Source organism: Rossellomorea marisflavi, from assembly GCF_022170785.1.
GTDB classification, from domain to species: Bacteria; Bacillota; Bacilli; order Bacillales; family Bacillaceae_B; genus Rossellomorea; species Rossellomorea marisflavi_B.
In genome coordinates this window covers 2767010-2780165 of record NZ_CP081870.1, presented here as the reverse complement: position 1 = coordinate 2780165, position 13156 = coordinate 2767010, and the positions used below count along the sequence as shown (strand labels likewise).

The window sequence follows — 13156 nt, the reverse complement described above, 5'->3', positions numbered from 1 at the left end:
CTTATTATAAGGGGTGCGAACGGGGCTTTTCTTTTTGCTCCAGAAACTCCATAATGATGGGTTGATCTGGCGGGCTCAGTTCGAGAGGAAGGGAATCCAATGGGAAGAAGTGCAATTCGGATCCTTCCGCTTCATTCAGACAACATTCTCCACTGTAAGACCTGCATAGATAGGCGGTCACGACATTGTAGACCTCGTCGCCGTGTGGGTACTGGTAGTAGAATTCCTGCCCTGAATAGATACCCCATAAAGATAAAGCTTCAGCTTTGATGCCGGTCTCTTCATAAAGCTCCCTTTCGGCTACTTCCTGCAAGGTTTCCCCGGGTTCCATGGAACCTCCCGGCAGGCCCCAACATTGATTGTCCGTGCGCTTCATCAATAGGAGTTCCTCTGAATCATTGATGACGAGGACGCATGATCCAACCATGATGAGGGGGAGGGTCCCGACATGTTTACGCAAATTCAATATATAGCCCATACAGCCTCCTGTAAATGTTTTCCTTAATTATAGCATTCACGAGTCAAGTGATCCACAGTAGGAAAGGACAAAGAAAACGCCTATGCATGAGAATCCCTGCATAGGCGTTTAGATTTATTTAGAAGAACCAAGTTTTGCCTTGCGTACTTTTGGAAGAATCTTATTGAGCGGGACATTGCGTTCCCTTGTCCACGTCTCTTCATCAGCCGGGTCATATGCTTCCAGGAAACGGATGACTTCTTTGACGATCGGAGTAGGGGTGGAAGCACCTGCAGTGACGGCGGCTACTTTAGCACCCTTCAGCCACTCCAGCTCCAACTCACTTATGTCAGAGATCCGGTAGGCAGGTGTTCCGGCGATTTCTTTTGACACCTGTGCCAACCGGTTGGAGTTATTGCTCTTCGGGTCACCGACAACAATCAGGACGTCTGCCGCCCCAGCCTGCTCTGCAACGGCTTCCTGACGCACCTGCGTCGCCAGGCAGATTTCTTTGTGAAGTTCCACATGTGGGTACATTTCCCTGACTTTCTCCATCGTATCGAGAACATCCCATTGACTCATCGTCGTCTGATTCGTCACGATGATCTTTTCATTGTCGATGGTGAGCTTTTCGACATCCGCGGCGGTTTCCACGAGGTGTACGATATCAGGTGCGACACCGACGGCCCCTTCTGGTTCTGGGTGGCCTTTTTTACCGATGTAGATGACGTCATAACCTTCGGCTTCCTTTTCGCGGATGAGGTCATGTGTCTTCGTGACATCGGGGCATGTTGCATCCAGCGTCACCAGTCCTTTATTCTTGGCGATTTCCTTCACTTCTGGGGATACCCCATGTGCTGTGAAGATGACAGTCCCTTCATTGACCTGGTCGATGATTTCTTTTCGGTTATGACCATCCAGGGTGATGATGCCTTCTTCTTCAAATGCATCGGTCACATGTTTGTTATGGACAATCATGCCCAATATATATATCGGACGGGGGAGTGACTTGTCGAGCGCCGCATTCCTGGCGATGACCATGGCATCGACGACTCCGTAGCAGTACCCCCTCGGGGTGATTTTAATAATATCCACTGATAATCCTCCTACATGGGAAAGGTTGTACCCCCATTATAAAGGAGAACGTCCTTTATGACAAAGAGTATGGGTACGGAAAGGGTTGAACCATTGGGAATAGCCCTCCAGATAGGCATTCTGCAGGGCATTACAGGTTTAAATATAAAGCTTTGGTGAAGATTGCCCCGTTTTCCTGGGGGCTTTCGGTCTGACAGGAGGGGCAGGCTCTGATTCTTCGTCGAGTGCGGGTGTTTCCACAGTTTCCTCGGAGTCCTGATCCTTTGGTTGGGGAGTAGCCTCTTCTGCATCTGCTTTTGTTTCTTCATCCCCTGTTACATCTTTCAGTCCCCTGTACAACTTCCATAATGCTGGGATATTCTTGACCATGGGACCATACTGGGAAACCATCGGTCCGAGCTGCTGAGCGGTTTGCAGGACCTGTTGGGTATTCGTGAGGAAAGAGCCAATATTCCCCGGATTCATCAGCCCTTGAAGGATGCCTCCGGCTGCTTGTGGAGACCGGTCCATCCCCGAGTCGGATACAGACCGTGTGAACTGTTCGAGAAGGCCTGCTCCACCTTCAGGGGTCCCGCCTCCTCGATTTTCGCCTTTTTTCAATAGTTTGGAGAGCAGACCTTTCTTTTTACCGGGCTGTCCTCCTGACATCTGGAACGGAGAAGGTGAAGTGCCGCCCATAGTAGGTTGATTCCTTCGGTTTTGTTGCATCATGAATGGATTCCCCTGTTGCATGCGGAAGTTGCCCTGTTGCATCCCGAACGGATTCCGCTGCTGCATGCCGAATGGATTTCCTCCGCGCATTCTCATCATTCCGCGTGGCGGCATGATGATCGCCTCCTTTCAAATGGAATCGCCATCTTTATAACGTATGCAAGCAGATTGAAAAGGGTATTGTGTAGAGGGAGAAATGATTTTGTCCTGATAGGCTAGATGTTTCTCCGAAAATTGATTATAATGATTAGATGTTCTTATTTTAAATGACAACTGACGTTTTATATAGATCTTCACCCGCTGAACACCGGGTGGACCCTTCAGTATGGGGTGTCCATGCATCACCATGAAATAGGTATAATGAGATGTCGATATAAAGGAGATGAAGAGACATGACAAAGAACGCCTTCACACAGTATGAATTCAAAACGTTCATTCAGCATGCTATTGAAGAACGGGGGTTTCATGAGCCGACGGAAATCCAGAAAAAGATGATCCCGATGATCTTGAAGGGCCAAAGTGCCATCGGTCAATCCCAGACCGGTACAGGAAAGACCCATTCTTATCTGCTTCCGATCATTGAAAAGATCCATGAAGCTTCTGAAACGGTCCAGGCGGTGATCACTGCCCCTACGAGGGAACTTGCCCAGCAGATCTATCAGGAAATCTTGAAGATTACAAAAGATACCGACATCACATCGCGCTGTTTCATCGGGGGAACGGACAAGCAGAGGACAATCGAGAAACTGAAGAGCCAGCCACATATCGTCGTAGGTACACCGGGAAGAATCAACGATTTAGTGAAAGAACAGGCCCTGTTGGTGTACACGGCAACCATGCTTGTCATCGATGAAGCCGACTTGATGCTTGATATGGGGTTCATCGAGGATGTGGATCAAATCGCCGGCAAAATGCCTGAAAACCTCCAGATGCTGGTATTCTCTGCAACCATCCCAGAGAAGTTGAAGCCATTCTTGAAGAAGTACATGGAAAACCCTCAATTCGCCCATGTAGAGCCTGAGCGTCTATCGGCGAAGAACATCGAGCACGTCATCGTCCCGGTGAAAAGCCGTGACAAAATCAACCTGCTTTACAATATACTAACTGACATCAACCCGTACCTCGGGATCGTGTTCACAAACACGAAATCGAAAGCGGATGAAGTGGCGGATGCCCTGATTGCCAAAGGATTGAAAGTCGGGAGGATCCACGGTGGCCTCTCTCCGCGTGAACGGAAAAAGGTAATGAAACAAACAAGAGGTCTTGAATTCCAATACATCGTTGCAACGGACCTTGCTGCCAGGGGGATCGACATCGAGGGAATCAGTCATATCATCAACTTTGAATTGCCGCAGGACCTTGATTTCTACATCCACAGGACAGGCCGTACGGCTCGCGCCGGTAACAGTGGGATTGCTTTCACCATCTATGAGGCATCCGATGAAGATGCCATCAACCGACTGGAGAAAAAGGGCATTCAGTTTGCCCATAAAGATATTAAAAAAGGCGAATGGGTAGAGCTCCCTGCGCTGAATAAGCGGAAGAACCGCCAGAAAACCAGTGCAGATGAAGCGGATGTAAAAGCCAAGTCCATGGTTCGGAAGCCGAAAAAGGTGAAACCAGGATACAAAAAGAAAATGAAATATAAAATGGAGCAGATCAAGAAACGCGAAAGAAGAATCAAAAGCAGGAATAAATAATCTGCAAGCGTCGTAAAGGAGCTGAGACATGTGTTGAAGATCGGATCTCATGTATCAATGAGTGGGAAAAATATGCTGCTGGCTTCGAGTGAGGAGGCCGTTTCATATGGGGCGAATACGTTCATGATCTATACGGGTGCACCCCAGAACACAAGAAGGAAGAAGATCGAAGACTTGAATATCGAAGCGGGAAGGGCCCATATGAAAGAACATGGCATCGACGATATCGTTGTCCATGCTCCATATATCATTAATATCGGAAACACCACCAACCCTGCGACATTCGAGCTTGGCGTCAACTTCCTCCGCTCGGAGATCGAACGGACAGAAGCCCTTGGTGCAGGACAGATCGTCCTACATCCGGGAGCGCATGTCGGTGCCGGAGCGGATAAAGGGATTGAAAAGATCATCGAAGGATTGAATGAAGTCCTTACGAAGGAGCACAAAGTTCAGATTGCCCTTGAAACAATGGCAGGGAAGGGCTCGGAATGTGGACGTTCATTCGAAGAGCTCGCTGCAATCATCGAAGGCGTCGATCTGAATGACCGTTTATCGATCTGCTTCGATACGTGTCACACCCATGACGCGGGCTATAACATCGTGGAGGACTTTGACGGGGTGCTGGACGAATTCGACCGCATCATCGGCATCGATCGCCTGAAGGTACTGCATGTGAATGATAGTAAAAATCCTACTGGTGCCCGGAAGGACCGCCATGAAAACATCGGATTCGGACATATCGGATTTGATGCGATCAATCGGATCGTCCATCATCCGCAGCTTGCAGACATTCCGAAAATACTTGAGACCCCGTATGTGGGAGAAGACAAGAAAAACAAAAAGGCACCTTATAAATTTGAAATCGAAATGCTCCGGAACGGAGAGTTCGACGAAGATGTGCTGAAAAGAATCATGGAAGCATAAAGGAAAGGAGGCACCCCTTGAGGGGCGCCTCCTTCTTTCATTTCATCAGCTTCAGGAAGAGTCCGTTGATCTCTTTTGCCTTGGAAGGTCCGATCACCCTCGCCAGCTCTTTCACCAGTTGACTTCGCTTTGCATCATTGAAGATGTCGATGTTCTTCCCTTTGACGCTCTTCACGATGCTGTCGGCCTGTGCAGGGGTGAGGGAGACCTGGTACTGACCGGCATACTTCATGAGCTCCCCCTGTGAGATCGTGTTGATCTTATGGTTGATCACATTTTGCAGCAGTTTCATCCTAATCACTCCTCACAAGATACATATGATGTGAACGCAGAGAAAGTGACAACGATTTTTCTCGATACCCCATGGTTTACAATCAAATTCCCATGTTGTATACTACCCTATGGACATAAATCGTAACGATTCTTAAAAAGAGAGTTGATAGCCATGAATGGAGAGACACCAGTCATTAAAATAGAAGATGTAAGCTTCCGATATGAAAGGGAGCGTGTGCTTGAGGACATCAACCTGAGCGTTCCACAAGGGGCATTCCTAGGGATCGTGGGACCGAATGGGTCCGGTAAATCAACCTTGTTGAAACTGATGCTTGGCCTCCTCAGGCTACGGCAGGGAAAAATCGAGCTTTTCGGGACACCACTTCAGAAATTCAAGGATTGGAGCAGGATCGGGTTTGTTTCCCAAAAGGCAAATAGCTTCAATACTGGGTTCCCCGCAACGGTTTTCGAGGTTGTCGCGAGCGGGCTCACAAAGAAAGCCGGCTTATTCCGGCGGATATCCCATCAGCATAAACAAGATGTGCTTGAAGCCATTGAATCAGTTGGAATGGGGGCTTTTGCCCGCCGGAACATCGGGGAGCTTTCAGGTGGTCAGCAACAAAGGGTTTTTATTGCCAGGGCACTTGTATCAAAGCCTGACATCATGATACTGGATGAGCCGACCGTCGGGGTCGATTCACAAAATGTCCAGACATTTTATGAAATGTTGGAGCGTCTCAATAGAGATCTTGGCATCACCCTGGTTCTGGTCACCCACGATATCGGGACGATCACAAGCAAGGTGACCCACGTCGCCTGTCTAAATAAACAACTGCACTTTCATGGTGATACAGAAGAGTTTGAAAAGCAAAAAGATGATGAGCTTTCCTCTTTTTACGGTCATGACGTCCACGTTTTGAACCATGATCATCAGCATGCTTAAGGGGAGAGGGAACGATGATAGAAGCAATATTTCACTATGAGTTTTTACAAAATGCATTTTTGACGGGGATTCTGATCGGAATCATCGCACCGCTCCTAGGGGCTTTCATCGTCGTGAGGAGGCTTTCCCTCATTGCGGATGCCCTTAGTCACGTGACCCTTTCGGGGATCGCGGCGAGCCTGTATGTGAGTCAGACGGTCCCTTCACTTGCGACCCTTAATCCGTTGTACTTCGGAATGGTGTTCTCAGTATTGGGTTCCGTATTCATCGAGAGGCTGAGGACGCTTTACAAGCACTATCAGGAATTGGCCATTCCCATCATCCTCTCAGGTGGTGTGGGAATTGGTGCAATCTTCATTTCACTCGCCGACGGCTTTAACACAGATCTATTCAGCTATCTATTCGGAAGCGTCAGTGCAGTAAGCAGGGGGGACCTGTATCTGATCGGCATCATCAGCGTAGTGGTGATCACGGTCATCTTCCTCTTATACAAGGAGCTGTTCCTCCTTTCGTTTGATGAAGAGCACGCAAAGGCGTCAGGCATCCCTGCCAAGGCGATTCATTTCATCTTCATGATCATGGTCGCGCTAGTGATTGCAGCTTCCATGAGGATCGTGGGGATCCTCCTTGTGTCGTCCTTGATGACCCTGCCCGTCGCCGCAAGTATCCGGGTCGCGAAGGGATTCAAGCAAACCATTGGTTTTGCAGTGCTGTTCGGTGAGATATCTGTTATTGTAGGATTAGTAAGTGCCTTCTATCTAAATCTTGCGCCAGGTGGGACCATCGTGGTGACCGCCATCATCATCCTGATGGTGACGATCCTCATCAAGAAGGTACGTTCGAATAAACCTTCGAAAGTAGAGGTGCATTGAGCATGAATGTATCACAAGCATTGGAGTTATTGAAGGAAGAAGGATATAAGCATACGGGGAAAAGGGAACAGCTTTTGGAACTTTTCTCGTCTTCCAATAAATACTTGACGGCACGTGATGTGTTGGAACATATGAAAGGCGATTATCCTGGGTTGAGTTTTGATACGATCTACCGAAATCTCAGTTTGTTCGTAGACCTCGGTATCCTTGAGGAAACGGACCTGTCCGGTGAACGCCATTTCCGTTTCACCTGTGCGGCCAACCACCACCACCATCATTTCATCTGTATGGACTGCGGGAAGACGAAAGAAATCCACAGCTGCCCGATGGAAGCCCTGAAGGAAGATCTATCGGAAACCGGTTATGATATTTCAGGACATAAGTTCGAGATTTACGGAAAATGTCCTCAGTGTCAATGAGGACGGGACAATAAAAAGGATCATGTCATAACGGGCACGATCCGTGCAGGTTCTTTATACGCTCATGGTTAGGGTTGAGCCTCCCCGGATAGCCTGAAGGGTCTCACATGAGCCTGCGTCTTGTACCCCAATCAACAATGAACGATAAATGTTCAGTAAACATATGAGAAACCCGCATTCATTTTCCTTGTCACAGGGTAAATGAATGCGGGTTTTATTATGATTGAAAAACAGTTGTCCTGCTTCTTCTTTATCCTCTTACGGGTGACTACGGTAAGTTAAACATATGGGACTTCGTTTAAAAAAGGGAGAATGGGGAAAATAATGAGCGAATTCAAAAAACAGGGAGCGATCTGCTGTGGATAAAGTACCGTTCAACCATTGCCCATCAAATAAGAAAAATTGTGTGAGCACCATAGACCTTACTTCCTACCATCGGATTTCACCCATTCCCATTGAAGAGAGTTCTGAAAGGGTGAAGGAAAAGATCCATGTGGCCCTTGCCCACTTTGATCAAACAGAGGTGAAGGAGGAAACCCCGAAATACATCCATGCCGTATTCAGTACAAAGTTTTTGAAATTCAAGGATGATGTGGAGTTTTATATAGATGAATACAATCATCTTCTTCACATCAGATCGGCATCCCGGCTGGGCTACTATGATTTCAAGGCGAACAGGAAGAGAATCGATCGCTTCAAGCATTTATTTCACTCGTTATAAGAATATAAAAAAGCGGCCCACGGGCCGCTTTTTTATATTATGACAACCAATTCTTCACCCATGCTTCAGCTTCTTGCCAATCGTTTACACGGATGACACCGTCAGGAATTGGATCCTGATTGTATGGGGTATTGAAGAGAAGGACAGGAATCTTCAGTGCTTCATGGATCGCGACGGCATTGTCATGTTTATCTTCGAAGAAGAGGTCGACATCGTATTTTTTGGCCGTCGAAACTTTATCGTGCGACCCGATCAGTTCGATGTGATGGTAGGTCAGGTCACTTTCCGAGAACCAGTCCTTTGTGACTTGTAAAAGATCCGATCTCCTTGCGCTGATGAAGAACAATTCATGAGATTCCTTCCACTGATCCAGTACCTGTTTGGCTCCATCTGCAATGGGGGAGTCCTTGTAGATGATAGGCTCAGCATCAGTGAACCATGATCCGAATTCAGCAGGAGTGATATTGAGGACCTCCGTCAGTTCATATTGGGTGATATCATCAAGCGTCAATGACAAATCAAAATGATCATTTATATGAGGCAGAAGGGAGGCAGGGGACGTAACCGTACCGTCTATATCAATTCCAAAGCGTTTCATTTTTTATCAAGCTCCTCTGTATCAAAACTCCTTCAAGTTTATCATACTCCGCGCTTGCCCGTAAGCGGATTTTCATTTTCCTTCCACCACTCGCACATAAATAGCAAACATTAGCATAGTAAAAAAACGGTCGTAACGAACACTAAGAAGGCTCCCATACTCAGAAAGTGAGGGATTGCAGTATGAATGAAGAAGAGAAGCATGAGCTAATGAAGATTGAGCGTGAAGATGAAATCGGTTTTCACGACACTCAGGCGACAAATCTTGTGACAGAAGACTATCGTGAAGAAACAGCGACTGAAATCGCTGCTCCGCTTTCCATCCGTGATGTAGATGCTTATGAACGGGATGAAGTAGAGGAGCGATCTACTTCTGGAAGTGTAATGGGATATTCGGCACTTGCCCTTTCCATCTTGTCGTTGTTCATCCTCCCGGTAATCCTTGGAGCGGTGGGCATCGTATTGGGATTCGTGGCAAGGCGACGAGGCGCAGAAACGCTGGGAGCGTGGGCGATCGGAGTCGGAGCCGTTTCCCTGATTATCGGGATATTCGTACTGCCGTTCTTTTAACATGATCTTGGAAGTGGGAGCATTTCAAGATACAAAAAAGAGAGGACTGATGAAAATCAGTCCTCTCTTTCTCATTTACACTTCCAACTGTTTCTTCTCTTCTTCCTGTTTGGCAAAGTATTCTTCAGCAATTTTGTCGATTTCCTTTTTCAACTCTTCGACCATGGTTTCCTCAGGTACTTTACGGACCGTTTTTCCTTTACGGAATAGAAGTCCTTCACCACGGGCTCCGGCGATACCGATATCGGCTTCCCTTGCTTCTCCGGGACCGTTCACGGCACAGCCGAGTACCGCAACCTTGATCGGGGCCTTGATGGTCGAGATATACTCTTCCACTTCATTGGCAATCGAAATCAGGTCGATTTCGATACGACCGCATGTAGGGCAGGATATCAAAGTCGCAGCGTTGGCTGCAAGACCGAATGATTTCAACAGTTCGCGTGCGACCTTTACTTCCTCGACCGGATCCGCACTTAGTGAGATCCTCACGGTGTTACCGATACCGAGGCTGAGAATGGCACCCAGACCTGCGGCACTCTTTACAGTACCGGCAAACAGTGTGCCTGACTCGGTGATACCGAGGTGAAGCGGATAGTCAAAGGCTTTGGCTGCTTTTGTATATGCTTCGATCGCCAGGTTCACATCGGATGCCTTCATGGAAACGATGATATCGTGGAAGTCAAGGTCTTCAAGGATCTTGATGTGATGCAGGGCGCTTTCCACCATGCCGTCCGCTGTCGGATAGCCGTATTTATCAAGGATTTTCCGCTCAAGGCTTCCGGCATTGACACCGATACGGATCGGAATGCCTTTTGCTTTAGCCGCTTTGACGACAGCTTCCACTTTTTCACGGCGTCCGATGTTCCCAGGATTGATCCTGATTTTATCAGCTCCACCTTCGATTGCTTTAAGTGCAAGCTTGTAATCAAAATGGATATCGACGACAAGCGGGATGTTGATTTGTTTTTTGATATCCGCAATGGCTTCTGCTGCGCGTTCGTCAGGACATGCGACGCGGACGATCTGGCATCCTGCTTCTTCCAGGCGGTGGATTTCTGCTACTGTTGCTTCTACATCATGGGTTTTGGTGGTCGTCATACTTTGGATGACAACTTCATTATTTCCGCCAATTGTCAGATTTCCGACTTTGACGGGGCGTGTTTTTGTGCGATGTATGATTTCACTCACGTGTGATTCGCTCCTTTAAAAAGCTTATTCAGCTATTCATAATACGAAATTATTGTAACAGTGTTTGCACGGTATTGACAAGAAATAGGTGTCAAAAAGCATATTCATGAGGGGTATTTCGGAAACTTGTAGGTTTTTCCCGCTTGAATTTCGGAAGCCCCGATCCCGTTCAGTTCTTCAAAGTCTCGGATCACTTGATCGACAGACACGGGCAGGGGACCGCCAACCGCATCCTTCACTAAGCTCAGCACGGTATCCCCTGAGGAAACCTTTGTCTCGATATAAGGCACCTCCCTGACGTCCGGGGTGATGGGCTCCTTCATTGGAGCGGCAGTCTCTACTGATTCTTCATGTAGTAAGGTTAATGTTCCTTTATTCAAGTCATAATACACACTGTATAACAGAATGATCACACCTACAAAAACCGCGAGCCTCTTCATGATCAACATTCCTCCTGGTTTTGTTCGTTTGGAAAAGGAGTTTCTTATGATGAAAATGACACGTCTGGAGTTTGTCATCCTACTACTTCCACTATTGATGGTGCTTGGAAACTCCATGCTCATTCCGCTATTGCCTGAAATTGAACAATCACTGGGCTTGGAAGGAGCGTGGAGTGGATTTATCTTAAGCGCCTTCACGATTCCTGCAGCTCTCGTCATTCCGGTGGTCGGAGTCCTTTCCGACCGTTTCGGCAGAAGCTTCATGGTGAAGTGGTCCCTTTATCTGATGATGTTGGGGAGTCTGATTTGTGTGATGAGTGGTCGGGGCTCAGGACTTCTATTCATGACGGGGCGCATGATCCAGGGGCTGGGTGCCGCGGGGACCACTCCTCTTGCCATGGCCCTCACAGGGGACCTGTTCAGCGGTGAGAAGCGGACGGGTGTTCTCGCTTCTCTAGAGGTATCCAATGGGGCCGGGAAGGTGCTTGCCCCCATATTCGGAGCCTCATTGGCATTTCTGCTCCCTTGGAACCACATCTTCTGGGTCTATATCCTGGTAAGCTTCATCATCCTTGCAGGTATGCGAAAAGAGCTTTCAGTAGAGAAAAGAAGCTCCGGCTCCATCCGAGGTTTCCGCTGTTATATGCAGGATGTTCAGTCAACATTGAAGCGGAACTGGAGGCTGTTAATTCCTCTTTATGCGATGGGCGGAACGGGTCTGTTTGTATTATTCGGCATCCTTTACTTCCTTTCCTACCATATCGAAAATATCTTTCATATCGATGGATTCTTCAAAGGGTTTGCCTTTCTTTTTCCCTTGGGTGCCATGGTAGTGACGTCCTATTGGTGCGGAAAGCGTCTGAAGGAAGGGGGGGGAGGCCTATTCATGGGTACGGGTACTGTGCTCATGCTGGTTGCTTCCGGTGGATTGTTCTTATGGCATTCCTTGAGCGGGCTCATGTTTCTTCTGACAATCTGTTTTGGTGGTCTAGGGCTCATATTGCCTGTCATTAACTCCGAAGTGACCGGGGCAGTGGGAGAGGAAGAGAGGGGACTCGTGGTCAGTTTGTACGGAACGAGCCGATTTGCAGGTGTCGCCCTTGGGCCGATTGCATATGGAAGGTGGAAGGAGGACGTTGTGAGTATGTACGGGTGGACGTTCGCCTTCATCGCCCTTCTGACACTGACGCATATGTATGTGATCCACTATAAAAAAAGGAACGCCCATTGATGGGCGCTCCAGCTGGTCAAGCCTTTCGCTGAGGAATTTCTTTTACCGAAAGGTAGATGATGACGGTGATAACGAACCAATCGACGAACGGCGCAGCCGGAACCGGGGTCTTCAAGAGTTCCATGATTGCGAAGAACAAGGTTGAGAGCGTAGCGGCATACGCTGTGACGCGGAAGCCTTGGCGATAATTGACCCGCTTTTGCATGGCCGTTGCAAATGCCGTTGCGATGAGTGCAAAAATCAAGATCTTCAGGAACATCACAGCAGAACTGAACAGGTAGACGCTGACCATAGCCACTGGGAGGAAGATCCATTTCAGGTTATCCATCATCCTTACAGTGGATAGCGCCTTCTCCTTGGTTGTGTCTTCTGCACCAATTGTGGAGTAGCTCCATTCAACGCTTCCCGACATATTGACTACGATGGAATCTTTCAGAAACGCGATGGATTTATCTTCATCCACATCCGCAGCCTCCGTATCGCCGGTACTATCGAATACGATGGTCATGTCGGATTTTTCTACGATGATGGGTTCTTTGGAATCGGATATGAGTTCCCCATCCTTGATGGTGAATGAAGGAATGTTATGCTCCAGGGCATCCTCCACGTCATGGATGGCATCCGTAGAAAATGAAGTCAGCTCGATCACCTGAGGAATGACCGACAAGAAAGTCAGTAGGAATATGTATAAAATGGTTTTCCCGATTCCCTGAAAGCGGAAAGCGGCTATATGTTTTGGGGAATGAATACTTTTTATCAGCTGTTTGAAAATATTCAAAACCTCAACTCCTTTCTCGGCATATCTCTTCTATTTTAATCGTATACATCACTGCGTTACAAGTTGGAATCGGACAACTTTATGAACATTCCTTTGATGGTAGAAGAACAAAAGGTCTTTTTGTAATCAAAATGTAACAAAAGGGTCATATTATTAATCTATTGTAAATTCGGACCGTAAACTATTTACCTGTTCTTTAAAATAATTTATAAAGGTGATGGGGTTTTTGTAAATCAG

General features: G+C 47.6%; 16 protein-coding genes. 8 read left to right on the top strand and 8 right to left on the bottom strand.

Translation table 11 applies throughout. The features are described from left to right. Positions 1-4: 4 nt before the first annotated feature. The 3 genes from K6T23_RS14600 to K6T23_RS14590 all read right to left on the bottom strand — a co-directional run bounded on the left by K6T23_RS14600 (position 5) and on the right by K6T23_RS14590 (position 2377). Entirely contained in the window at positions 5-478 is a 474-nt protein-coding gene (locus K6T23_RS14600) for an NUDIX hydrolase (RefSeq protein WP_238281521.1), read from the bottom strand. Between the two features lie 114 nt (positions 479-592). Further along, positions 593-1552, bottom strand: a complete 960-nt coding sequence (locus tag K6T23_RS14595) for a 4-hydroxy-3-methylbut-2-enyl diphosphate reductase (RefSeq protein WP_053426543.1) — start codon at positions 1550-1552, stop codon at positions 593-595. A 138-nt stretch (positions 1553-1690) separates the two neighbouring features. After that, positions 1691-2377: a YqfQ family protein gene (locus K6T23_RS14590; protein WP_238281519.1), complete on the bottom strand. Its 687-nt coding sequence runs from the start codon at positions 2375-2377 to the stop codon at positions 1691-1693. A 278-nt stretch (positions 2378-2655) separates the two neighbouring features. Here K6T23_RS14590 and K6T23_RS14585 point away from each other — a divergent pair, with 278 nt between their 5' ends. Then, positions 2656-3963, top strand: a complete 1308-nt coding sequence (locus K6T23_RS14585; RefSeq protein WP_053426545.1) for a DEAD/DEAH box helicase — start codon at positions 2656-2658, stop codon at positions 3961-3963. A 30-nt stretch (positions 3964-3993) separates the two neighbouring features. After that, positions 3994-4887: a deoxyribonuclease IV gene (locus K6T23_RS14580; RefSeq protein WP_056535305.1), complete on the top strand. Its 894-nt coding sequence runs from the start codon at positions 3994-3996 to the stop codon at positions 4885-4887. A gap of 37 nt (positions 4888-4924) precedes the next feature. On the opposite strand, the gene K6T23_RS14575 is transcribed toward K6T23_RS14580, so the two are convergent. Further along, positions 4925-5179 carry a DUF2624 domain-containing protein gene (locus K6T23_RS14575; RefSeq protein ID WP_048006116.1) on the bottom strand — a complete coding sequence of 85 codons (255 nt, stop codon included), beginning with the start codon at positions 5177-5179 and terminating at the stop codon, positions 4925-4927. Positions 5180-5332: 153 nt separating this feature from the next. On the opposite strand from K6T23_RS14575, the gene K6T23_RS14570 reads away from it, so the two are divergent. From K6T23_RS14570 to K6T23_RS14555, 4 genes are all read left to right on the top strand, one after another. Then, positions 5333-6103: a metal ABC transporter ATP-binding protein gene (locus tag K6T23_RS14570; RefSeq protein WP_079516404.1), complete on the top strand. Its 771-nt coding sequence runs from the start codon at positions 5333-5335 to the stop codon at positions 6101-6103. A 14-nt stretch (positions 6104-6117) separates the two neighbouring features. Further along, entirely contained in the window at positions 6118-6975 is an 858-nt protein-coding gene (locus tag K6T23_RS14565; protein WP_056535311.1) for a metal ABC transporter permease, read from the top strand. 2 nt (positions 6976-6977) lie between these two features. After that, the gene (locus tag K6T23_RS14560) at positions 6978-7394 is read left to right on the top strand and encodes a Fur family transcriptional regulator (RefSeq protein WP_053426549.1); all 417 of its coding nucleotides are present in this window, start codon (positions 6978-6980) and stop codon (positions 7392-7394) included. A 358-nt stretch (positions 7395-7752) separates the two neighbouring features. Beyond that, a complete protein-coding gene (locus tag K6T23_RS14555; RefSeq protein ID WP_056535312.1) occupies positions 7753-8115 on the top strand; it encodes a DUF1499 domain-containing protein in 363 nt (120 codons plus the stop codon). A 37-nt stretch (positions 8116-8152) separates the two neighbouring features. Here K6T23_RS14555 and K6T23_RS14550 read toward each other — a convergent pair whose 3' ends face one another. Then, a complete protein-coding gene (locus tag K6T23_RS14550) occupies positions 8153-8713 on the bottom strand; it encodes a 5' nucleotidase, NT5C type (RefSeq protein WP_079516403.1) in 561 nt (186 codons plus the stop codon). 182 nt (positions 8714-8895) lie between these two features. Here K6T23_RS14550 and K6T23_RS14545 point away from each other — a divergent pair, with 182 nt between their 5' ends. Next, on the top strand, positions 8896-9282 hold the full coding sequence (locus K6T23_RS14545; protein WP_238281515.1) for a DUF4190 domain-containing protein: 387 nt from the start codon (positions 8896-8898) through the stop codon (positions 9280-9282). 75 nt (positions 9283-9357) lie between these two features. Here K6T23_RS14545 and ispG read toward each other — a convergent pair whose 3' ends face one another. After that, complete coding sequence (gene ispG, locus K6T23_RS14540; RefSeq protein WP_048006111.1) at positions 9358-10470, bottom strand: flavodoxin-dependent (E)-4-hydroxy-3-methylbut-2-enyl-diphosphate synthase; 1113 nt, start codon at positions 10468-10470, stop codon at positions 9358-9360. Between the two features lie 104 nt (positions 10471-10574). Continuing rightward, the gene (locus K6T23_RS14535) at positions 10575-10910 is read right to left on the bottom strand and encodes a hypothetical protein (protein ID WP_238281513.1); all 336 of its coding nucleotides are present in this window, start codon (positions 10908-10910) and stop codon (positions 10575-10577) included. A 46-nt stretch (positions 10911-10956) separates the two neighbouring features. On the opposite strand from K6T23_RS14535, the gene K6T23_RS14530 reads away from it, so the two are divergent. Further along, the gene (locus tag K6T23_RS14530; protein ID WP_238281511.1) at positions 10957-12141 is read left to right on the top strand and encodes an MFS transporter; all 1185 of its coding nucleotides are present in this window, start codon (positions 10957-10959) and stop codon (positions 12139-12141) included. A 16-nt stretch (positions 12142-12157) separates the two neighbouring features. Here K6T23_RS14530 and K6T23_RS14525 read toward each other — a convergent pair whose 3' ends face one another. Then, positions 12158-12919 carry a DUF1189 domain-containing protein gene (locus K6T23_RS14525; RefSeq protein ID WP_238281509.1) on the bottom strand — a complete coding sequence of 254 codons (762 nt, stop codon included), beginning with the start codon at positions 12917-12919 and terminating at the stop codon, positions 12158-12160. Between the last annotated feature and the right edge of the window lie 237 nt (positions 12920-13156).